The sequence below is a fragment of the Micromonospora sp. NPDC000316 genome, assembly GCF_042898885.1.
Taxonomy (GTDB): domain Bacteria; phylum Actinomycetota; class Actinomycetes; order Mycobacteriales; family Micromonosporaceae; genus Micromonospora.
Genome location: NZ_JBIAZG010000016.1, coordinates 1 through 20,116, shown reverse-complemented (window position 1 = coordinate 20,116; position 20,116 = coordinate 1). Strand labels below are relative to the sequence as shown.

Genomic DNA, 20,116 nt, shown 5'->3' with positions numbered 1-20,116 from the left:
CGCGGCCGATCTCGTCGTCGAGCGGCAATTCACCGGTACCGCCGGAGTGCCTTGACAAGCCGTCTCCCTAGAGATTAGAATAACTTGCAGAACGGCTTTTCAGCCGTTCTTTTTTGTGCCCTCGAATTGTTGAAGATAGCGCGTTCCGTCCGCCCTCACCAAGCCGGACGTGCCGGTGCGATCCACGCAACGAGGCGCCGGGCCGACCGTTGGGTCGACCCGGCGCGAGAACACCGTTGAATCAGCCGCGCGCGACCTGGTAGAGCCGCTCCGGCGTGACCGCTCCGGCGAGCACCCGCCCGTCGTCGGTGAGCAGCACAGTGATCAGCCTGCTGGTGAACAGCCGACCGCTGCCCCAGTCCCCACTGACCGCCGGCAGACCGCCGAGCAACTTCGACACGTCCGGCGCGCCGGCCGGCGGCGTGGCGGCCGATGTGGCGCCGCTGCTCTTGCCCGCGGCCTCGTCGAGGTGGGCGACAAGCACTGTGGTCCAGCCGGAGCCCTCGGTGCGTACCTGCGGGTCACCGGTCGGCGCGGTGTGGTCAGGGCGGCCGGCGGCCGGCCGCTCGCCGGTCTCCTCCGTCACGCTCACCCCGGGCGGCGGGTTGAAGGTGAACTGGTCGGCGTCGGGGCGCCGGTAGTCGACCTGGGTGAAGGCCACCTCGAACGCCGGCTGGTCGCTGCCCTTGGCGAGCACCTCGAAGCGCAGCGGCACGTGCTGCTTGGCGTCGATGGCGATCCGTAGCTGATGCACAAGAGAGTCGCGGTCACGCGGCTGGAGCACCAACTCGTAGGCGTCCCGGCCGGCGACGGTGGCCGAGCGGCCGACGCTTACCTCAGTGCTCGGGTCGATCGCGCCCAAGGCCAGGTCGGCGGCCTGCTGCGGGGTCGCCGGCATGCTCGGCCCCGCCTCGATTGCCGGCGCTCCGGCGGTCGCGGCGTCGCCAAGGGTGTGGTGGCGTGCGGTGTTGCCGCGGCTCTCCCAGGTCCACAGGTCGCGGCCGTTGCGGATCACGTCCCGTTCGCCGAGGGTGTCCAGCAGCGCGACCCGCTGCCGATCCGGCCCGGAATACCAGACCCGCAGGGTGTGCGTACCGGTCAGCAGGGTGGTCAGGTCGTTGCCGGGGGCCAGCCCGACAAGCGGCGGCAGGCCGAGGTCGGCGCGCTGCACGACAGTGCCCGACAACCCTTCGAGTCGCGAGGTCTGCAGGTCGACAAGGAGTTGGGCGGCGGTACGTGGCGGCAGGCTCGGCTCGGCCTCGGCGGCCAACGTGCCGACGGCCGCGCCACCGCCGATGACGGCGACGGCGGCGGCCGCCGGGACCAGCCAGCGCAGAACGGGACGACTTCTCAGGACGGACATGTGGGCACCTCCTGCGCACCATCCTGCCCGCTCACCCCTGTGAACGCGCTGAGGACGCCGGCATTGACCCAGGTGGCACCCTTGAGCGGTGCGATTGTTGGTGGTGGAGGACGAGGCCCGGCTGGCGGCCGCCCTGCAACGCGGTCTCCAGGCGGAGGGGTTCGCCGTCGACGTGGCCGCGACCGGCCCGGCCGGCCTGGACGCAGCCCGGCACGGCGGGTACGACGCGATGATCCTCGACGTGATGCTGCCCGGCCTCTCCGGCTACGAGCTGGTCCGTCGGCTGCGCGCCGAGCAGCACTGGCTGCCGGTGCTGATGCTGTCGGCCAAGGACGGCGAATACGACCAGGCCGACGGCCTGGACTGTGGTGCCGACGACTACCTCACCAAGCCCTTCTCGTACGTCGTGCTGCTGGCTCGCCTGCGGGCGCTGCTGCGCCGGGGCGCGCCGGAACGCCCTGTGGTGCTGACTGTCGGCGATCTGCGACTGGATCCGGCCGGGCGTCGGGTCACGCGCGCCGACGACGAGGTGACGTTGACCGCGCGGGAGTTCGCGCTGCTGGACTACCTGATGCGCAGGCCCGGTCAGGTGGTCTCCAAGATCGAGCTGCTGGACCACGTCTGGGACGCCAGCCCGGAGACGGCGCCGAACGTTGTCGAGGTGTACGTCGGCTACCTGCGCCGCAAGCTCGGCCGGGACCGGCTGGAGACCGTCCGGGGCGCCGGCTACCGGCTGGCGACGTGACCCACACCGAGCAGCCGGGCACCAGTCGGTTCGGGAGCCTGCGTCTGCCCGCGCTGGGGCTGCGGGGGCGACTCATGGCACTCGGTGTGTTCGGCCTCACCGTGGGGCTGGCCCTCGGCGGGGCGGTGCTGCTCGGCGCACTCGGGTACGTGCTCCAGCGCACCGTCGACACTGAGGCGTTCCGGACCGCCGACGCGGTAGCCCTGCTCGCCGCCGAGGACGCGCTGCCCGATCCGCTGCCGGTGGCCGGCGGGCAGGTCCGGGTGCAGGTGATCGACACGCAGGGCCGGATCCGGGCCGCCTCGATCGACGCGGACCGGCTGGTCCCCATGGTCCGCCCGGAGCGGCTGGACACCGGCCACCGGCAACGGCTGGAGGCACCCGCCGAACGGGTCGGTCTCGCCGGTCCGGTGCGGGTGGTCGCCGTACCCGCCGGCACCGCGGCCGACCCGCTCACCGTGCTTGTCGCCCGCTCCATGGCCGACGTCCGGCACAGCACGCACGTGGCGCGGGTCATCCTGCTTGTGGCGTTCCCGCTGCTTGTGGCGGTGCTGGCAGTGGTGGCGTGGCGGGTGGTCGGCGCGACGCTGCGGCCTGTGGAGGCGCTTCGTCGAGGCGCCGAGGAGATCACCGGGCGGGCAGGTGCCGGCCGGCTGCCGGTGCCCGCCTCCGCCGACGAGATCCACCGGCTGGCGGTCACCCTCAACGGCATGCTCGACCGTTTGGAGACAGCCCGGGCACGGCAGCGGGCATTCGTCTCCGACGCGGCGCACGAGCTGCGCAGCCCGCTGACGAACATCCGGACGGAGCTGGAGGTGGCGCAGCGACTCGCCGACCGGACGGACTGGACGGCGGTGACGGCCAACCTGCTCGCCGACACCGAGCGGCTGAGCCGGCTCGTCGACGACCTGTTGCTGCTGGCCCGCTTGGACGAGACGCCGATAGCCCGGGGGACCGGCCCGGTGGAGCTGGGCGCGCTGCTGACCGAGGTGGCCGCCCGGTATCCGTCGCCGCCGGTGCGGGTCGCGCCACCACCCGACCCGCTCTGGACGATCGGGAACGTCGACGAGCTGCGTCGTGTGCTGTCCAACCTGGTCGACAACGCGGTCCGGCACGCGCACGGCAGCGTCCTGCTCGCGGCCGAGCCGAGCGGGGAGGCGGCGTACCACCTGGTGACGGTGACCGACGACGGCCCGGGCATTCCGGCGGACGACCGGAGACGGGTCTTCGACCGATTCACCAGGCTGGACGACGGGCGGGGCCGCGACGACGGCGGGGCCGGTCTGGGCCTGGCCATCGTTCGAGAGCTGGTCCGTCGCGCTGGCGGCACGATCACCCTGACCGACGCCGACGGTCGTGTTGATGCTCAGTCGGGGCTGCGGGTGTGTCTGCTGCTACCTGCGTCGTCGATCGAGGACGGCCTCGGCCAAACTTGACGGACCGTGACGAACGGCGGTAGCCCCTCCGAGGCGTGCGGCCCCTTTGCTCTGCTTCAACCGACGCAACACGCACAGATGGTCACCGGTGACAGCGGCTGCTGCTACCCGCCGCCGAGACGTTATCGCAGGTCAGGATCCGTGTTGCGTGGAGTGAAGCAGAGCAAAGGTGGGCAGCGGGATATCGGCGATCAGCAGGGCTTCGGCGGTGCGTAACTAAAGCGGCGTCGGCGTGACGCTCACGCTCGGTGAGGACTTGGTGCCGACGTTCGCCGTCCGGCACGCGGCCATGCGCGCGGTGGTAGAGGCGCGGGTGTCACGTTGCGGAGGGTTCAGCGGCGGCTCGTGCAGACCTGGTCGGCGCTGGCGACCGAGTCGGTGGACCAGACGACGGCCACCGTGAAGCAGTAGTCGTTGGCGCGGTTCAACGCGTAGACGATGTAGGTGTCGGTGCCGGCCGGCAGCGTGGCGATGGCGGTCTTGTCCTGCCCGGCCCGACCGGCGGAGATGATCACCGGCCCCTCGCCGCCCGCCGGGTACGTCCAGCGCAGGGTGATGTTGTCCCGGTTGTCGCGCAGGGCCACCGAGCCCGGCGGGGTGCCGGGCACGGCCGCGGGCGGCGGCGTGCCGGTGGGTGCGGCACCGGTGGGCGCCGCGCTGGTGCCCGGACTGGTCGGGCCGGCACTGGGGGACCCGTTGTCCGGTGTGGGCTGCTGGCCGTCGCCGTCGCCGACCCGGGCTACGCCGGCGATCACCGCCGCCGTGCCCAGCAACACCACGACCACGCCGGCCACCAGCACCGGCACGAGCCGGTTGCGCGGGGGTGCCGGCGCCCGGTGCACGGGCACCGGCAACAGGCGGGACGGCGTGTACGGCTCGACCGGCGTGTACGGCTCCGATGGGTGGTACGGCTCGTCTGCGAGATATCGCTCCGACGGCTCCTCGGTCGGCGCGTCCGGTTGGTGCAGCCGGTAGACGCCCGCGGCCTCTTCGGCGCTTCCGGTGAAGCCGACCACCGACGGCGGCACCGGTGTGCCCGTCGACTGTGGTGTGGGCTCGTCCGACCACTCCGGTGGCCACTGGAAGCCCGCCGATCCGACTGGCTCGTCGGCGGGCACCCGGGGATTCGGCACCGGACCGCCGCCGGCGTGGGCGTCGGGAAACTCGTGACCGTGGCCGAAGCTCGGGTCGGCCGGGGTGCTGTCGGCCACGTCAGCCTCGGGCGGCTCCGGCGCGGCGAGCGGGGGCGCGGACGGGTGGTGGCCGGACCCGGTCGGCCCGTCGTGCGGTGGGTTGCGGGCGGCCGGCACCAGCGGGGCGTCCCGACCGGCGGGTGCGTCGTCGGCGCAGACATGATCGGGGTTGGCCGCCGCCCGGGCCAGGGCCGCGACCTGCTGCGCCAGCGGATCGTCGGCGGGCAGGTGCTGCCGGGACAGCTCGCGGGCCAGCGCCAGGTTGTCGTGCGCCTCGGTGAACTGCCCGCAGTCGCGCTGCATCGCGCCGAGCCGCGCCAGCATCTTGATGCCACTGGGGTGCCCGTCGCCGTACACCTCGCGGTGTAGTTCCCAGGCGTCCTGGAGCCGGTCGCGGGCCACCCTGCACTGGCCGCGGGCGTACTCGACGGTGGCCAGGTCGGCGTGCGCGGCGAGCACCCGCAGTGACTCCGGCCCGTCCTGCGCGGTCAGTTCGATGATGACTTCCTGATAGAGCCGGGCGGCCCGGGAGTGGCTGCCGACCCGGTGCAGCACCGCGGCAAGGGTGGCCGCGGCGGACACGGTGCGCGGGTCGGAGCGGCCGTGCAACCGGGTGGCGGCGGCGTACGTGAAGGCGGCCCACCCTCGCGCGGAGTGTGGCTCACCGAGGGCGATGAGCACCCGCGCCTGGAGGCTTGCCGCCTCGGCCAACTCGGGGGTGGCGTTGGCGGGGCGGGGATCGGCGTCGGTGAGCGCGTCGGCGAGCAGCCGTTGGGCGCCGGCGAGGTCGCCAGCGGACACGAGGTGGTGCGCCTGATCAGTCAGTTCGCCGAAGCCGGAGGGCACGCCCCATCGTGCTCATCCGACGACGGTAAGTACAAGACCCGCGCCGGTGTCGATCGGTCAGGATCTTGTCAGGTGCTCGGCCAGCGTCTCGCTGATCCGGCGCAACTGGTCGACCTGGGCCGGGCTCAGCGCGTCGAACAGGTGGCTGCGTACCCCCTCGACATGGCCGGGGGCGGCGGCGCTGAGGGTGGCGTAGCCGGCGTCGGTGAGCAGCGCGACCTGCCCGCGCCGGTCGGTGGGGCAGTCCTCGCGGCGTACCCACCCGGCCGTCTCCAGTCGGGCCACAGCGTGCGAGAGCCGGCTGCGCGACGATCCGGTCACCTCGGCCAGGTCGCTCATCCGCAGTTGACGGCCCGGCGCCTCGGAGAGCCGGACCAGAATTTCGTAGTACGCGTGCGGCATGCCCGCGTCGCGTTGCAGCTCGCGGTCGAGCGTGTCCATGAGCGCCCGGGAGGCGGCCAGGAACGCCCGCCAGGTGCGCTGCTCGTCAGGGTCCAGCCAGCGGGTCATGACCGTCATCATACCCGTTCTGGTTGAACGTTCAACTAAATCGCGCTAGCCTCGGGCCATGGGTATTCACCGGCTCAACCACGCGGTCCTCTACGTCAGTGACCTCGCCCGCAGCGTCGCGTTCTACAGCGACGTGCTGGGCTTCCGCCCGGTGGCGATGACCCCGGACGGTTTCCGGGGCGCCACCTTCCTCCAGGCCCCCGACTCCACGAACGACCACGACCTCGGCCTGTTCGAGATCGGCGCGGGCGCCGGCCGGTCGACGGCCGGCCGGGCCACCGTCGGGCTCTACCACCTGGCGTGGGAGGTGGACACCCTCGACGAGTTGGCCGCCACCGCCGAGCGGCTCGCCGCCGCCGGGGCGCTTGTCGGCACGTCCGATCACGGCACCACCAAGAGCCTCTACGGGCAGGACCCGGACGGGCTGGAGTTCGAGGTGGTCTGGCTGGTCCCGGCCGACCGGCTCGACGACGCCACACTTGCCGCCCGCAAGAGCATCGGCCGGCTCGACCTGGCCGCCGAGCGGCAGCGCTACGGTGGGCAGACCCGGGGCGGCGTGGGGATCTCCGTCCCAGCCTGACCGGCCGTAGGGTAGAACGGACCGATGCCGACCGACCGGACCACCGTTTTCCTCCGCGAGCTGCTGGTCCGCCAGTTGACGACCTGGCTGCCCGCGGCCCTGCAACGCTCCCGACGGGCCACCATCGCGCTGGCCTGGACCGGCACCGACGGCGGTGGCGCCCAGGCCGCGCTGCGGGTGGTCGCCGCCCACGCCGACCAGGTGCGCGGCAGGCGGGTGACGGTGCTGGTGCTGGCCGACGGCGCGTCCGATCTGCCGACCCGGCTCGGCCCGGTCGAGGCGGAGTTGCCCGCCGAGGTCACCGTGCACCTGCTGCCCGGTGCCCCGCAGCAACTGCCGGTCGCGGTGAAGGCGGCCGGGGCGGCGGGCTCACCCCTGTTCACGTTCCTGGACCTGCCCGACGCCGTGACCCCGCAGTTGCTCGCTGCCGCCGCCAACGGCCGCGCCGGCGAGGTGCTGCTGCACACCGGCAGCAGTGCCCGCGATGCTCTAGGCGCCGCCGGATTCCCGCTTGTCGCCGAGGTGACGCATGTGTTCGGGGCCGATGACGCGGCGGGCGTGATCGCGTTCGGCAGCCGCTCGGACCGGAGTCTGGAGGCGGTCCGTGACGCCCTCTGGGCCGTCGGCGCGGACCTCGACGTGCGCTACCGCAACCCGGCCGACCCGGCGGGCGAGACGGTCGACGTGACAGGCGACCCCGACCTCGCGCCGCTGACCCGCGAGTTGCTTGCCGAGCTGCGCCGAAACGGACCGCGCCCCGTCACGGAGCTACGCCGGCACACACTAACCGCGACGGTCTACCGAGCCGCCGACACCAACCAGGCGCTACAAGACCTGCTAAGTGCCGGCGCCCTACAACGCGACCGCGAGTCGGGCCGCCTAGCCGGCGACGAAAAAATAACCCTGCCCCGCTAGAACCCCGAACCCCCGAACCCCCGAACCCCAAACCCCGAACCCCCGCGCGATCTTGCACTTTGTGTCGCGGCATAAGGCGTAATCCGCGCAAAGCGGCGACCGAAAGTGCAAGATCGCGGGGGGAGTGGGGGTTGGGGGAGTGGGTTCTTACGACCGGGACTTGTCCTGCTTCCAGGACAGTGGACCCGGCAGGTCGACCCGGTGCGCCTTGGCCCGCGAGTTCCAGGACCAGCGGCCGATCTTGATGCTCCACGAGGAGAAGCCGTTCTCGGTGAAGTTCAGGATGATCGGACCGTACTTCTTGCGCTTGCGAAACATGAGGCCCATCGGAGAGCTCCCCTCGTCACCGTTCCCTGCCGTGTCGAGATCGAACATTCCCGAACCGATGAATTCCGAAACCCTCTCAACGTCCGGGGTGGACGGTGCTGCGGCGGCGCATCTTCGCCGCGTACCCGGATTGGACGCCGGGGCCGTTCGGCGTGCCGCTGCTGGGCGGTGTCCTGGCCCGGCTGCTCTGCCGGGTGGTGCACCGCGTCCCCGCCGGTGACCACACGCTTGTGATCGCCGAACCGCTCGCCCTCGGCGACGGCGGGGACGGCGCGCCGCTTGTGCACCACCAGGGCGGCTACACCACCGCGGTCCCGCCGGTGCTGGCGTGAGCCTGCCCGCCTACCCGACGGGACTGCACGGCCATCGTGGAGTTTAGGGCTGCCGCCGTCTGACGTCAGCGCGGCTCCCAGGCATCGGGCAGGGCTGTGAGTTTGCGGACGTGGGCGGGCAGCCGACCGCTGACGATCTCGGCGAGGCTCACCTCGTCGACCACCCGCCGGACGGCGGCGCGCACCGCCACCCACAGGCCGGGCAGGTTCTCCGCCGAGCCCTCGTACCGGGTCTCCTCCGGCCGCAGCCCGCGTACCCCCGCGAGGGGGCCCTCCACGGCGCGCAGCACCGCGCCGACTGTCACCTCGCGCGGCGGACGTGCCAGGGTGTAGCCGCCCTCGGCGCCGCGCTGGGCGCGGACGATGCCGGCCCGACGCAGATCCGCCAGGACGGCCTCCAGGAACTTGCGGGGCATGTCCTGCTCGGCGGCGATGGCCTGGGTGGACAGCAGCGAAGGGTACGCGGTGGCGAGGCTCAGCGCCGCCCGTACCGCGTAGTCGCCACGCGCGGAGATCTGCACCCCGTCATCATGCCCGCCCGGTGGTGCCGCCACCCGGCCCGGTGGGCGACCAGAGCCGCGCGGATTGTCCACCGTTTGCCGGTTCGGCGCGGGCGCCGGTGCGGAACCACCCACCGTTGGCGCCCGACGGGTCGGCCGGCGGTCGGGGCCGTACGATCCGGCCGGCCGCCGACTGGTCGCGGGCTGCCCGGAATGCGCCCGGACTCGTCCCGGTTTCCCGGGTGAAGAAGCGGCCGAAGTTGGTGGGCTCCGAGAAGCCGAGCTGACGGCCGATCTGGGCGATCGGCTCGTCGGTCGCCGCGAGCAGGCGGGCGGCCTGCAACGCGACCCGCTCGTCGATTACCTGTTTGGCGCTGCGTCCGGTGATGGCAAGGCAGGCCCGGGTCAGGGTACGCACCGAGCAGCCGAGCGCGACGGCGTAGTCCTCGACCCGCCGGGTGCCCTGGTAACGGTGCTCCACCTCCCGGCGGAACCGTTGGAACGTCTCCACCTCGGGTCGCGGGGGTGACCGGTCCACGCCGGGCAGGGCCAGCCGCAGCAGCAGCACGGCGAGCTGGTGGCGCAGCAGCGCTCGGGCGGCGGCCGTGCCGTCGCCGTGCCGCTGACAGTCCACGGCCAACTGGCTCACCTCGCTGATCACCGCGTCCTCGTCCTCGCCGGCCAGTTGCCGCCACGACGGTGGCGCGTCGGGGTCGACGGCGAGACCGCGCAGCGCCGCCGGGTCCCAGGCGACCACCGTGCCGTCGAACTGCGGCCCGGGACAGCGCAGCACCTGACCGGCGTTGACCCGCAGCAACGTGCCGGGTCGGCAGGGCAGCAGGTGGAAGTCGAGCTCGGCGTCGCCGTGCCCCCGGGTGGTGAGGATCAGCAACTCGGGCCCGACGATCACGGGCCGATGCCAGCCCGGATCGCCGGCGAGGTCGGCCAACGCGAACGTGGAAATCTCGTCGGCTACGGGTGACGCCGTTCCGAGTGATGGCGCGGGGGAGGGATCGGTAGAGACCATCGCCTGCGACGGTAGCCCGAACCGCAGGTCATTGCATCCCGGTCGGCGTGTACGGCGTCCCGGGCGCGCGTCCCGGGCTTGTCCGGTTCCCGGAGACCGGGCTACGTTACCCGGCGGTAGTGCCGTCCGGGCCGCGGTCCGCCCGGCGCCCCGCCGGCCGTCCAACCGGTCGGCGACCGCCGACACGCGATGGGATGGGCATGACGCAGCTGTTCTCGGTCGAAGGCAAGACGGTTCTGGTCACCGGCGGGTCGCGGGGGATCGGCCTGATGATCGCCCAGGGTTTCGTCCGGGCCGGCGCACAGGTGGTCATCTCCTCCCGCAAGGCCGAGGTCTGCGAGGCGGTCGCCAAGGAACTCTCCGCCGAGGGTCGCTGCGAGGCCATCCCCGCCGACCTGGGCAGCGACGCTGGTGCCGAGGCCCTCGCCGCCGCCGTACGGGAACGCTTCGACCGCCTCGACGTGCTTGTCAACAACGCCGGCGCCACCTGGGGCGCGCCGCTGGAGAACTACCCAGAGGCCGCGTTCGACAAGCTCTGGGCGGTAAACGTCAAGGCCGTCTTCCGGCTCACCACCGCGCTGCTGCCGGCGCTGCGCGCCGCAGCCAGCGCCGACGACCCCGCCCGGGTGATCAACATCGGGTCCATCGACGGCGTCCGCGTGCCGTGGATGGAGGTGTACGCCTACTCGGCCACAAAAGCGGCGGTGCACATGCTCACCCGCAGCCTCGCCCACCAACTGGCCGGCGAGCAGATCACCGTCAACGCGATCGCGCCCGGCCCGTTCGAGAGCAAGATGATGGCGTTTGCCCTGGACGATCCGGCGAGCCGGGCCAGCATCGAGCAGCAGGTGCCCCTGGGCCGCATCGGCCGCCCCGACGACATGGCCGGCACGGCGATCTACCTCTCCTCGCGGGCCGGCGCGTACCTCACAGGCGCGGTCATCCCCGTCGACGGCGGCATCACCACCCACGGCTGAGCACCGGCCGACCCAGGGGCGGGCGAACACGCGTACACCCTGGGTGTGCCGGGGCCGCGCGGACTCGGCAGATCCGCGCGGCCCCGTCTGGCCGGTGTTGCCCGTTTCGGGCGGTGGTCAGCGACCGGCGAGCAGCCGGTTCACCGCCGTGTCGACGTCCAGGTGCTCAGCCTCCCGGCCGCGCGGGACGACGACGTAGGTCCGTCGAAGGAAACGCACCAGAACGCTGCGCGGCACCTCGAAGAGGGCGTTGCCGTCCGGTGACGAGAGGGCCAGCGCGACGAAGTCGCCGCGCGGGGTGGCCCACGGCCAGACCCGCACATCGCCGATCCCGGCTGGCTCGTCCAGGCCGGTGACCAGCAGTTCGCGGGCGAAGGACCAGCTCACCGCCTCGCCGCCGGCAGATTCGGCGTGGAACAGGACATGGACCGCATACGGGTCAGCAGGGTCGTAACGCAGACTGGCACGCACCGGCAAGGCGGTGGCGTCAGGTGCGACGAGCCTTAGCGACGTCTCGACCTCTACGGTCGTCGGTCGGATGACACTCATGGACGTTCTCCCCCCGGCACCGCTGCGGAACGCGCGTGTCCCGCTTTTCCCATACTCAGGTGCTATTCCTGGCTACGCTCCGCCATACGCTGACTTCACCCAGTGGTGGGAAGGGGGACGGAAAGGCCGCGTGAATGTGAGGATTCATGTAGGATTTCCGGTTCTGCCCAGTGCGTGATCCCGCCCGGCATCGGGTGGTTCAGTCGTCGACTTACTCCGGTAACGTCCAGTCGGCCGTTGCAGTGACGGGCCCGAGCGACACTGGGGGGTGAAATGCTCACGAACCGATCCTCAGTGGATCCGGCGGCCGTGCCCGGTCCGCCGAACGTCGCGGTCCGATCAGCCGAAAAGCGGGGGTGTGAAGTGTCGATGGAGCAGCCGGATCGGCCCGGTCGGACGCCGTCCGACGCTGGACGCCCCAGCCCTGGCCATGGGGTCCTCGTGGTGGCCGACCGACCGCGACGCCCCCGTTGGCGGCAGCGCATCTCCACCACCCTCGACCTGATCCGCGCCAACCCCACCGGCCGCATCACCCTCAAGGTCGTCATTGCGATCGTCGGTGCGCTGGTGGTGACCCTCGGCATCGCACTCATCCCGCTGCCAGGGCCCGGCTGGCTGCTGGTCATCGCCGGGCTCGGCATCTGGGCCGTCGAGTACCACTGGGCCCGCCGGCTGCTCGACTTCACCCGCCGACACGTGTACGCGTGGACCAACTGGGCCAAACGACAGTCCCTGCCGCTGCGCTTCGTGCTCGGCTCCGTGGGGCTGCTCTTCGTGGGAACTGTGGTCTGGCTCTCCCTCAAGTACAGCTTCGACATCGACCTGGTCGCCATCGCGCTGGACTACCTCGGGGCGCGCTGACCCCGGATTTCCGGTCCGGCTCCACGATCGGGTAGAGTCAACGGCGCTGAGGGCGATTAGCTCAGTGGGAGAGCGCTTCGTTCACACCGAAGAGGTCGCTGGTTCGATACCAGCATCGCCCACTCTCAGTTTGCACAGGTCAAAGGTCATTCCCATTCATTGGGGGTGGCCTTTTTGCTGCCTGTACAGCAGCTAAGTACAGCAACCGGGGGTCGTTGGGTCTGTGTGTGGCGCTGCCGGGAGGGCGGTGAACGTGACGGACGTGCTGAAGGTTCAAGAGCTTCGCCGGGTGTGCGGCGTGCTGCTGGACGTGGTGGAGGAGCGGTTCGGCGCGGAGATCGATCTTTCGGGCGTTGGTGTCGATCTCTACTGGAACGTCGACCTGGGGACCGCGTTCGAGCTGAGGGACGATCCTGAATCGGGGATCGACGTCGGGCAGAGTAGTGACGACGTGGCAGAGCTACATGCACTGCTGCGCCGTCCGGCAGACGACGTGCCGGTGCTCTGGCACGACCTGCAACACCTCGCCGGTGTTCTGAGGCTGCTGGCCTATCTCGACCTGCCAGCCGTCAATGCTAGCGAGAGCTGAAGGAGCACCAGTGTCACCGCTGCCGGGCCTGGCCGACTGGTGTGTCAGCAGCCGAGAGAATCACCGAGCCGCTTGAGGGCGTCGCGGGTCGCCTTCGACGAGACCTGGGTGTAGATCTCCATCGTCACCGAGAAGCGGGCGTGCCGGAGCACCTGCATGGCGACTCGGGGGTGGACGTCCAGGTCTGCCAGCAGCGTGGCGCAGGTGCGGCGTGCGTCGTGGACGGTGATAGGGCGGACCTTTGCTTTGTCGCACCGGGCTTGCCAGGAGCGCTGGAAGTTGCGCGGCTCGATGGGTGTGCCATAGCGCGTGGTGAATATCAGGTCGTTCTCGTGCCATGCGTTGCCTGCGGATGCTTCTGTCTCTTTGCGTTGATCGCTCCGCAGCTTTAGTGCGGTCAGGCAGATGTCGGGAAGGGGGAGTGTGGCGTCGGATGCCTGGGTCTTGGTGTCGCGGTGCAGGAGCTGCAACTTGATCCACTTGTCGTGCACTGCTTCGCGGGTCTTGCCGTAGACGTACTTCCGAATGCGCCTGCCGTCCGGCTTGGTGACCCAGAGGTAGGCGGCGAAGCCGTTGCGGTAGGGGAAGATGGAGCCTTCGCCGTTGGCTCGTGTGCGTCCGGGCATCAGGCGGCCCCCTGGCGCTCGACCTGTTCGCGGATGTAGTCGTCGACCCACTCCGGGAGGATGCGGCGGTACTTGCCGTCCTTGATAGAGCGCAGCTCGCGGGTAGCGATCTTCATCTTGACTTTGGAGATGCCGAAGCCGAGAAGGACGGCGACCTCGGCAGGGGAGTACCAGCGGGGGCGGAGGTCGTGGTTCATGCTGCGGCTCCGGTGAGCCAGGCTTCGTGGGCGAGTTCTTCCCGGCCGATGCGTCTGCTCTCGCGTCGCTGACTTGCGGCGGTGTTGGCGAGCAGGGCGTCACCTTCGGTGAGCCAGCCGGACCCGCTGTAGGTGAGGGTGCCGACGGTGATCGTGTCTGGCGGGTCGTCGTCCTCTTCGCGCCGGTAGGTGGCGCGGGTGTCGCGGAGCATGCCGAAGGTGACGGAGTAGCGGCGGGCCTTGGTGAGGAAGTGGCCGCCAAAGCCGAGCATGTGCGCCCAGCGGCGCAGTCTGGCGTAGGCGTTCGGTCGGGCGTCAAGGCTGCCTTGACGGTGGTCCGCCGTTGTGGCGCCGCTGGCGGTGTCGGTGCCGGTGGGCCTGCCGAGGTGCCAGCAGGCGTCGATGAGGCGGGCGAGATGGTCGCCTTCCGGATCGGCGTAGTCGTCGACGGTGGCAGGGGTGAGTCGGGTGGATTGATGGCCGGTGGCTTCGGTGGCCTTGGTGGCGTACTTGGCCAGGTAGGCGGCCACCTTGCCGTCGCTGCTGTTGATACGTCGGACGTCGACCTGCTCGCCCCAGGCGATCAGCCACCCGTCGGGCTGGTCGGGGTGCGGTGGAGTGGTGACGGTGATCTGCCGGGCGGCGGCGTGGACGGCCGGCGTCGAAGTCCTCGATGGTGATGGCGGCCGGCGGCGAAACAAGTGCATCCGGGTCAGGGCCAACACCGTCGAGGCGCAGCAGGGCGTGGAGGTGCACGGCGGCCCTTCTCTGCATCTCGGCGACCTTGCCGTGCGACACCCGCACCGGCGACAACCGGCGCACATTGCCGGAACCGGTGACGACCTGGACGAAGGGGATGCCGCGTCGGCGGCAGAGGGCGGCGAGGTGCCGTTCGATGGCCTGCTTGGTGCGGCGCCACAGCTCGCCGGAGAAGTAGTTCCAGACGATTTGGTGGCCGTGGTCGTAGCAGTCCAGGCACACCGGCTGACCGAGCTGCGGATCGTCGGTGTCGTGGCGGGCGAAGCACGCCGCGGGCTGTCCGTGCTGGCAGGTGCCGGCGGCACTTCGGGCGTGGCAGGGAGCGGGCCGGCAGTCGCAGCGCTGCTGGGTAGTGCAGGTGTGGCGGGCGACGTGCCGGTGGTGAACCGCGCCGAAGGATGGAGCGGTGAAGGTGGCAAAGACGACCGGGTGTCGACCGACCGAGTCGGGTACACCCTTGCCGCCGGTCAGACCGCAGCGGACGACCTGGTAGGCGTCCCCGGCGTAGACCCAGGCGCAGTCTCGGCACTGCGATTCGCGGCGGTTGCGCACGCCTTGTACAGCGCTTGGTCGGGCAGCTCGTCTGTGCGGAGTTGGCCGGTGATGCGGCCGGTGGTCGTTTCGACGGCAGCGATGGTGCCGGTGAGGCGGATTGGCCGGGCACAGCCGCCCGCAGCGGCGGTGTGCTCAAGCCAGCCGGAGAACTCCGGCGTGGCAGCGCGGTGCAGGGCTTGGGCGTTCCGGCCGACCGCGGGGTCGGGCCGGTACAGGGTGAGCGGGGTGGACACGGTCTTCTCCTCTGGGGGTGGCAGGGACAAGAGACGAAGCACCACCAGCCGTGGACGTTGGTCCTCTGGTGGTGTTCGTCGTGTCTCCTGGCACCGCCGGGAGGGCGGCTGACGCCGGAGGGCGGGTTCGTGGTGGTGCCACGTCCCGCCGATTGTCGTGTCCTCTCGCGCTCGTCGAGCTGATGACGAAGGCCGGCGCAGGTGGGGAGCCCGGGATGTCGGCACCCGAGCGGTCGCCGCAAGCTGTCCCCACCCGTGTGGGTGTGCGAATCCGGGCCATCGTGGACGGCGGTGAAGCCGTGCTGGGCCGTTCAGCGGATTCGGAGAACCGGCGCGGTGGCCGGTGCGATCGGGAGCCGGCGGGACGTGACCCGCATCGGCGGCAGGAAGGCCGCTCGGCATCTCCGAAGTCGAGTCCAGCGATCCGTCAGGAAGGCCGCACTGGCGTGCTCGACGAGCGCCAGAGTAGCACCGCGTACCGACACGTCAACCCGCCGTGATGTCGCCGGATGGAGGTGGGGCGGCCGGCTGCCAGCGGTGTGGGAGGACTTTCTGTACGTCTATCAAGGCGGCCCTGAACGGGCCGCACGCGCCGCCGCCTGGGCTCGCGTCCGTCGCTGCGCTGGCGCTCCGACTCCGGCCACGCAACACGCCCGGCGGCTGGCGCGGAGAGCGGAAAGCCCGGAGGGGCCGCCGCAGACGGAGTGGCGAAGAGAGTGGTGGAGGTCCGTCGCCGGCAGCCGGCCGCGCCGCGCCCGAACAGCGCGGCGCAGGGAGGGCGCGTGCCGGGTCCGCGCGGCAAGCCCCAAGCATGGGGGCGGTGTCCGCGAGGCGGCATGCCGGTCGCCCAGGAGCCGGCTCCGCAGTCGCTCAGGGTCAGGTCAACCGCTTACCTGGGAGGGGGAGGGGTGGCCGCCGGTGGCCAGCTCCGCGCCCGGGAGCCGGGTCCGTGCCGAACGAGGTTAGGTCAACTGCGCCACTGTGGCGGTGTCCGCCGGGGCGCGGTCCGTGACACGAGAGCCGACACCGACGCAGGCTGTTTCGGCAGCGTCCGTACGTGCGTCAAGGTCCGCTTGACGTGCCGCCGGCCGGATTCAGTTGAAGGGCAGGTCTGGCGAGAGGGATCGATACCAGAGGCAGGGAGCGCAGCACAGGAGAACAACGAGTGCCACGATGGCGACCAGAGCGATGCCGCTGAGGCTGCCGATCGCCAACAGGCTCGTGAACGCGTTCCGTGTGTCGCCCGCTTCATCTTCGGCTCTGGCCATGACACTCCCGTGATTAGCAGGACTGGTTGATCAATATTCTGCCGAAGGCGGCCTCGGCGGCGTGCAGGGGGTCTGGCGCTCCGGCTTATCGAGCATGGCCGTGGGCGACCAACTGAGTGACTATCTGGGTGACGATCGCGACGGACGCCGGTGGACGAGGACGTACGGCGGGGGACCGCCACAGGAGATGGGAGCATGTGAAGCAGCAGGTGGCGGGGCCGGGTTGGTTGCCTGGGGGTCAAGGGGTCGCTGTTGACGTCTATAGGAGCAGCGGGATAGCAGGCGAGCCGTGTGTTGGCTAGAGGCCGCGCAGGGCCTCGTAAAGGTCGTCGCCGTAGTACGCCCAATAGGACAGAGAACCGCACGCCAGCCGCGTTGGCGAGCTGGCGGCGGTAGCGGGGTTGCGGTTAGGACGCCTCCGGCGGGGGCGCTCCGGCTCCAGGATGGCCGGGGCTCCGTCGGCGGCTCACGGTTCGTGGGTGGTTGCGGTGAGCCATCCCGCCTGCCATCGACCCGGGCGAGCCGAGCAGACCGCCACCCGACCCGCCAGCGTCCGAACTTGCGTCAAGGTCCGCTTGACGTGGCGGGCCGGGCGGCGGCCCGCTCCCCGGGAGGGCCGGTCGATGGCAGACAGTGATCAGCTCTTCGGTTGCGCTGTGATCTCTGCCAGTATCGATCGAATGACGGTCGGGGAGCCACTACGGACGACGGATCCAGTGGCGGTGTCCCGCCCAGCCCTGGACCGACTGGGGGCCCGTTATTGGCGGTTATGGTCGTCATCGGCAGTCTCGAATCTCGCCGACGGGATCGTGAAGCTCGGTCTGCCGTTGGTCGCCATCGGCTACGCCAGCTCGCCGGCGTTGATTGCCGGGGTGGCGGTTGCGTTCAGCCTGCCGTGGTTGTTGTTCGCGCTGCCGGCCGGCGCGCTCGTCGATCGGCTCGACCGACGCCGGGTGATGCTCGCCGCGAACTCCCTGCGCGCGGCCCTGGTTGGCGCGCTGGCGCTGGTCGTGGCGCTCGACGCCGGCTCGATTTGGCTGCTCTATGTGGCGGCGTTCAGTGCGGGTGTCGCCGAGACCCTGTACGACACCTCGGCTCAGTCGATTCTGCCGCAGCTCGTCCCGCGCGAATTGCTGCCTCGAGCTAACGGGTGGCTGAACGCCGCCGAGCGGACCGCAAACCAGTTCATCGGCCCGCCGCTGGCCGGCTTTCTGGTGGCCGGGGGCGCGGCCGTAGGGCTGGCCGGGCCGGCGGGGCTCTGGGCGGTCGCGGTCGGGGCGCTCTTCCTGGTGGGTGGCCGGTTCCGAGTCGAACGGGAGAGCCGTACCAGCCTGCGCGCCGACATCGCCGAGGGGCTGCGCTTCCTCTGGCACCACCGGCTGCTGCGCACCCTGGCCGTGATGGTGGGCGGAAGCAACTTCACCACGAGCGCGATCTTCGCGGTGCTGGTGCTCTACGCGGTTGGCCCGGGCTCCGCGATCGGGCTCACCGAGCCGGGGTACGGGCTCCTGCTGACTGCCCTCGCCGCCGGCATCGTGCTCGGGTCGCTGGTCGCCGCGCGGATCGAGAGCTGGATCGGCCAGGCCCGCGCGCTCGGGGTGTCTGTGGTCGCCTGCGCGGGGATTGTCGGCGTACCGGCGGTGAGCGCCAACCCGTTCGTGATCGGCGCGGTCTTCTTCGTCGGCGGGATCCTGCTCGCCACCTGGGACGTGATCACGGTGTCGCTGCGCCAGCGGGTTACCCCGGACCGTCTCCTCGGCCGAGTGAACAGTGGCTACCGGCTGCTCGCCTGGGGCAGTCTGCCGCTAGGCGCCGCCGCCGGTGGCCTGCTGGCCGAATTGTTCGGCCTCCGCATGGTCTTCGCAATCATGGGTGCTCTGGCGCTCACCCTGCTGGCCGGAATGCTTTGGGTTACCGATAGCGCCATCCACGCCGCCGAACGCGAAGCCGCCAGCTGACCGCTCGCATGCCGGATGATGTGGTGGGCCGGCAGTCGGCCGGGTTGAGTGGGGGGTCAGGGAGTCTCCCGGGGCACATACGGGGCACAAGGCAGCGTGAAACGTCGGCAACCAACCGTCAACGACGTGAACCTAGGAGCAAGCGTGGCCGGCGTGCCGACCAGGTCGCCGCAGGTCACGAACGTGGCCGACGAAGTTCCGCTTCAACGTCTATCCGGCGGACCGGCTGCTCGACCGGCTGGTCTGCCCCGCCGCACTGATGGCTGAGTCAGGCATGCTCGGCGGGATCGCTCTGCTTCACCTCCTCGGCTGGCAGCGTCAAGCCAGCTTCGTGCCAGTGACGAATAAGCCTGACCCACCATTCGGGGTGTTCGTACGCGACATGGCGTAGCACTGGACTGTGCTCATGGAGAAAGGTTGCGAAATCATGCCAGCCCTCGTACTCCTTAACCGGGGGCATCAGATCCACAACCATGAGGCCGTAATCGAGCACGTCCCCAAAGACTTCCGCCAATAGCAGCAGTCGGGTACCTTCTTCAGAACTAGAATCAGGTGGCACCTTGTTGGAATAAAAGTATGGGCGAAAGCTTGGATTTTCGATGAGAATATTCTGGAGTTGGTGAAGGCGTTCAAGCCCGTTGTACATGGCACCCAAAGCGGCCATGCCGTTGCTAATTTTCGTTTGCTTCGTCAGTTGGCGTGTCTGAAACGCTACGAAGCCCAGCGATGCGATGATGCCTAAGGATGCTATGACGTCAGCTACGGCAGAGATCACGTGCCCTCCTTTTCGCCCAGTAGTTGCGAGGATAGGGCTGCTGCGCTACTAATCTGGACGATCCCGTCTGCGGTGACGAGTAGACCGCGCAGATCCCCGCTCGACCTGGTCTCACGCCCCCTTCGACCTGAGCGCGACGGCTCCGGGTGACTATCTGGGTGACGACGGGTACGAACGGCGGCGGACGTCCACGGACCAAGACGGAAGGTCGTAGCAGCTAGAGCCCCATCGGGAGGCAGGTCAGCGAACCGGGTTGGTTGCCTGGGGCTCAAGGAGTCGGCGGCTCTTGTGATGAGTCGCACCTAGCCATCCGTGGGAAAGCCCGCCGCCGGCTGGCTCGGTAGCTAGGAAGGGGTGTCGGCCCCTTGTAACTCAGAACGCATTTGAGCAGCGATGAGTTCAAGTCGCGCTGGCTCCCCCAGTATTCTGGCCACACGCTCAAGTGAATGGGCTGTACCGACAAGATTGTGTATCTCGGGTGATCCGAAGGCTGTGAGTTGAGCCAGCGCTGCTGAGAGAGTAGCCCTTTGCTCGACCTTGAGCACGGCAGCGCCTCCAAGCTTGCCCGCCTTAAGGTTGAGAGCCGCATCAAGGCCTATTTCTGAGGTCAACGTCATCCATTTGAGGTATGCTTCCGCCCTCTTCTCCCACGAGCGCTTCTCCTTGTCGGCATCGCGCTGAAACAGCAACTGAGTGACGAGGCTCTTGGCGCTACGTCGCACGCTGTACCAGGCCATGCTGGTCGAAAGCAGCGCGGACAGGACGGCCACACCTGTCGAGAGCAACGCGGCGGTGCCAGGCGTAAACCTCACTGCGGAAGGCTACCGAATGAGTTGGGGTCGAGGGCGACCGTAGGTCAGATCGCCGACAGCGAGCAGAAGCATGGCAAAGCGGCGCTTCCCTAAGGGACGTCTCGTAACCCCGGTGTCTGTCTAGTCAGGACGGTCGGTCAGGATCCCTGGGTGCAGGTGATCACCGCAGCCAACCCTGACTGG

Annotated in this window: 20 protein-coding genes, 1 tRNA gene and 1 pseudogene; 10 read left to right on the top strand and 12 right to left on the bottom strand. The window is 70.1% G+C overall.

Annotated elements, in window-relative coordinates:
• Positions 1-241: 241 nt before the first annotated feature.
• Positions 242-1,363, bottom strand: coding sequence for an outer membrane lipoprotein carrier protein LolA (locus ACFY2Q_RS24610; RefSeq protein ID WP_387133916.1), 1,122 nt, complete (start codon positions 1,361-1,363; stop codon positions 242-244).
• 88 nt (positions 1,364-1,451) lie between these two features.
• On the opposite strand from ACFY2Q_RS24610, the gene ACFY2Q_RS24605 reads away from it, so the two are divergent.
• Together ACFY2Q_RS24605 and ACFY2Q_RS24600 are read left to right on the top strand one after the other, a co-directional pair.
• Positions 1,452-2,108 (top strand): response regulator transcription factor, encoded by a 657-nt coding sequence (locus ACFY2Q_RS24605; RefSeq protein WP_387133914.1) that lies wholly within the window; start codon positions 1,452-1,454, stop codon positions 2,106-2,108.
• Positions 2,109-2,182: 74 nt separating this feature from the next.
• Positions 2,183-3,544, top strand: coding sequence for a sensor histidine kinase (locus ACFY2Q_RS24600; RefSeq protein ID WP_387134070.1), 1,362 nt, complete (start codon positions 2,183-2,185; stop codon positions 3,542-3,544).
• A 332-nt stretch (positions 3,545-3,876) separates the two neighbouring features.
• Here the strand turns inward: ACFY2Q_RS24600 and ACFY2Q_RS24595 are convergent, their stop codons facing one another.
• Entirely contained in the window at positions 3,877-5,583 is a 1,707-nt protein-coding gene (locus ACFY2Q_RS24595) for a tetratricopeptide repeat protein (RefSeq protein WP_387133912.1), read from the bottom strand.
• 57 nt (positions 5,584-5,640) lie between these two features.
• Complete coding sequence (locus ACFY2Q_RS24590) at positions 5,641-6,102, bottom strand: MarR family winged helix-turn-helix transcriptional regulator (RefSeq protein WP_387133911.1); 462 nt, start codon at positions 6,100-6,102, stop codon at positions 5,641-5,643.
• Between the two features lie 49 nt (positions 6,103-6,151).
• Here ACFY2Q_RS24590 and ACFY2Q_RS24585 point away from each other — a divergent pair, with 49 nt between their 5' ends.
• Both ACFY2Q_RS24585 and ACFY2Q_RS24580 read left to right on the top strand, forming a co-directional pair.
• Positions 6,152-6,673: a VOC family protein gene (locus ACFY2Q_RS24585; RefSeq protein ID WP_387133909.1), complete on the top strand. Its 522-nt coding sequence runs from the start codon at positions 6,152-6,154 to the stop codon at positions 6,671-6,673.
• Positions 6,674-6,697: 24 nt separating this feature from the next.
• Complete coding sequence (locus ACFY2Q_RS24580; RefSeq protein WP_387133908.1) at positions 6,698-7,588, top strand: hypothetical protein; 891 nt, start codon at positions 6,698-6,700, stop codon at positions 7,586-7,588.
• A 147-nt stretch (positions 7,589-7,735) separates the two neighbouring features.
• Here the strand turns inward: ACFY2Q_RS24580 and ACFY2Q_RS24575 are convergent, their stop codons facing one another.
• Positions 7,736-7,915 (bottom strand): DUF4236 domain-containing protein, encoded by a 180-nt coding sequence (locus ACFY2Q_RS24575; protein WP_320064829.1) that lies wholly within the window; start codon positions 7,913-7,915, stop codon positions 7,736-7,738.
• A gap of 95 nt (positions 7,916-8,010) precedes the next feature.
• On the opposite strand from ACFY2Q_RS24575, the gene ACFY2Q_RS24570 reads away from it, so the two are divergent.
• Positions 8,011-8,247, top strand: coding sequence for a flavin reductase (locus ACFY2Q_RS24570; protein ID WP_387133905.1), 237 nt, complete (start codon positions 8,011-8,013; stop codon positions 8,245-8,247).
• A gap of 65 nt (positions 8,248-8,312) precedes the next feature.
• On the opposite strand, the gene ACFY2Q_RS24565 is transcribed toward ACFY2Q_RS24570, so the two are convergent.
• Positions 8,313-8,768 (bottom strand): Rrf2 family transcriptional regulator, encoded by a 456-nt coding sequence (locus ACFY2Q_RS24565; RefSeq protein ID WP_030333674.1) that lies wholly within the window; start codon positions 8,766-8,768, stop codon positions 8,313-8,315.
• 7 nt (positions 8,769-8,775) lie between these two features.
• Positions 8,776-9,774 carry a helix-turn-helix domain-containing protein gene (locus ACFY2Q_RS24560; protein ID WP_387133904.1) on the bottom strand — a complete coding sequence of 333 codons (999 nt, stop codon included), beginning with the start codon at positions 9,772-9,774 and terminating at the stop codon, positions 8,776-8,778.
• Positions 9,775-9,974: 200 nt separating this feature from the next.
• Between ACFY2Q_RS24560 and ACFY2Q_RS24555 the strand changes: the two genes are divergently transcribed.
• Positions 9,975-10,751 (top strand): glucose 1-dehydrogenase, encoded by a 777-nt coding sequence (locus tag ACFY2Q_RS24555; protein WP_387133902.1) that lies wholly within the window; start codon positions 9,975-9,977, stop codon positions 10,749-10,751.
• A gap of 117 nt (positions 10,752-10,868) precedes the next feature.
• On the opposite strand, the gene ACFY2Q_RS24550 is transcribed toward ACFY2Q_RS24555, so the two are convergent.
• On the bottom strand, positions 10,869-11,300 hold the full coding sequence (locus ACFY2Q_RS24550) for an SsgA family sporulation/cell division regulator (RefSeq protein WP_007457244.1): 432 nt from the start codon (positions 11,298-11,300) through the stop codon (positions 10,869-10,871).
• Between the two features lie 273 nt (positions 11,301-11,573).
• On the opposite strand from ACFY2Q_RS24550, the gene ACFY2Q_RS24545 reads away from it, so the two are divergent.
• From ACFY2Q_RS24545 to ACFY2Q_RS24535, 3 genes are all read left to right on the top strand, one after another.
• A complete protein-coding gene (locus tag ACFY2Q_RS24545) occupies positions 11,574-12,161 on the top strand; it encodes a TIGR02611 family protein (protein ID WP_387133900.1) in 588 nt (195 codons plus the stop codon).
• Between the two features lie 50 nt (positions 12,162-12,211).
• Positions 12,212-12,283, top strand: a tRNA-Val gene (locus tag ACFY2Q_RS24540).
• Between the two features lie 125 nt (positions 12,284-12,408).
• Positions 12,409-12,750, top strand: a complete 342-nt coding sequence (locus ACFY2Q_RS24535; RefSeq protein WP_387133898.1) for a hypothetical protein — start codon at positions 12,409-12,411, stop codon at positions 12,748-12,750.
• Between the two features lie 44 nt (positions 12,751-12,794).
• Here the strand turns inward: ACFY2Q_RS24535 and ACFY2Q_RS24530 are convergent, their stop codons facing one another.
• The 3 genes and pseudogenes from ACFY2Q_RS24530 to ACFY2Q_RS24520 form a co-directional block, all read right to left on the bottom strand.
• Positions 12,795-13,376 (bottom strand): tyrosine-type recombinase/integrase, encoded by a 582-nt coding sequence (locus ACFY2Q_RS24530; RefSeq protein ID WP_387133897.1) that lies wholly within the window; start codon positions 13,374-13,376, stop codon positions 12,795-12,797.
• Positions 13,376-13,573: an excisionase family DNA-binding protein gene (locus ACFY2Q_RS24525; RefSeq protein ID WP_387133895.1), complete on the bottom strand. Its 198-nt coding sequence runs from the start codon at positions 13,571-13,573 to the stop codon at positions 13,376-13,378. Before ACFY2Q_RS24525 ends, ACFY2Q_RS24530 begins: the two co-directional genes overlap by 1 nt.
• Positions 13,570-15,120, bottom strand: a pseudogene (locus tag ACFY2Q_RS24520) (replication initiator). The gene ACFY2Q_RS24525 and the pseudogene ACFY2Q_RS24520 overlap by 4 nt, the downstream one beginning before the upstream one ends.
• Positions 15,121-17,068: 1,948 nt before the next feature.
• Here ACFY2Q_RS24520 and ACFY2Q_RS24515 point away from each other — a divergent pair.
• Entirely contained in the window at positions 17,069-18,346 is a 1,278-nt protein-coding gene (locus tag ACFY2Q_RS24515; protein ID WP_387133893.1) for an MFS transporter, read from the top strand.
• A gap of 268 nt (positions 18,347-18,614) precedes the next feature.
• Here the strand turns inward: ACFY2Q_RS24515 and ACFY2Q_RS24510 are convergent, their stop codons facing one another.
• Together ACFY2Q_RS24510 and ACFY2Q_RS24505 are read right to left on the bottom strand one after the other, a co-directional pair.
• Positions 18,615-19,121 (bottom strand): hypothetical protein, encoded by a 507-nt coding sequence (locus ACFY2Q_RS24510; protein WP_387133891.1) that lies wholly within the window; start codon positions 19,119-19,121, stop codon positions 18,615-18,617.
• Positions 19,122-19,465: 344 nt separating this feature from the next.
• Positions 19,466-19,933: a hypothetical protein gene (locus tag ACFY2Q_RS24505; protein ID WP_387133889.1), complete on the bottom strand. Its 468-nt coding sequence runs from the start codon at positions 19,931-19,933 to the stop codon at positions 19,466-19,468.
• Between the last annotated feature and the right edge of the window lie 183 nt (positions 19,934-20,116).

Coding starts and splice junctions, on each gene's coding strand:
- ACFY2Q_RS24600 (WP_387134070.1), top strand. CDS start 2,183: ATGGCACTCGGTGTGTTCGGCCTCACCGTGGGGCTGGCCCTCGGCGGG.
- ACFY2Q_RS24545 (WP_387133900.1), top strand. CDS start 11,574: ATGCTCACGAACCGATCCTCAGTGGATCCGGCGGCCGTGCCCGGTCCG.
- ACFY2Q_RS24560 (WP_387133904.1), bottom strand. CDS start 9,774: ATGGTCTCTACCGATCCCTCCCCCGCGCCATCACTCGGAACGGCGTCA.
- ACFY2Q_RS24585 (WP_387133909.1), top strand. CDS start 6,152: ATGGGTATTCACCGGCTCAACCACGCGGTCCTCTACGTCAGTGACCTC.
- ACFY2Q_RS24515 (WP_387133893.1), top strand. CDS start 17,069: ATGACGGTCGGGGAGCCACTACGGACGACGGATCCAGTGGCGGTGTCC.
- ACFY2Q_RS24575 (WP_320064829.1), bottom strand. CDS start 7,915: ATGGGCCTCATGTTTCGCAAGCGCAAGAAGTACGGTCCGATCATCCTG.
- ACFY2Q_RS24555 (WP_387133902.1), top strand. CDS start 9,975: ATGACGCAGCTGTTCTCGGTCGAAGGCAAGACGGTTCTGGTCACCGGC.
- ACFY2Q_RS24580 (WP_387133908.1), top strand. CDS start 6,698: ATGCCGACCGACCGGACCACCGTTTTCCTCCGCGAGCTGCTGGTCCGC.
- ACFY2Q_RS24610 (WP_387133916.1), bottom strand. CDS start 1,363: ATGTCCGTCCTGAGAAGTCGTCCCGTTCTGCGCTGGCTGGTCCCGGCG.
- ACFY2Q_RS24590 (WP_387133911.1), bottom strand. CDS start 6,102: ATGACGGTCATGACCCGCTGGCTGGACCCTGACGAGCAGCGCACCTGG.
- ACFY2Q_RS24525 (WP_387133895.1), bottom strand. CDS start 13,573: ATGAACCACGACCTCCGCCCCCGCTGGTACTCCCCTGCCGAGGTCGCC.
- ACFY2Q_RS24550 (WP_007457244.1), bottom strand. CDS start 11,300: ATGAGTGTCATCCGACCGACGACCGTAGAGGTCGAGACGTCGCTAAGG.
- ACFY2Q_RS24530 (WP_387133897.1), bottom strand. CDS start 13,376: ATGCCCGGACGCACACGAGCCAACGGCGAAGGCTCCATCTTCCCCTAC.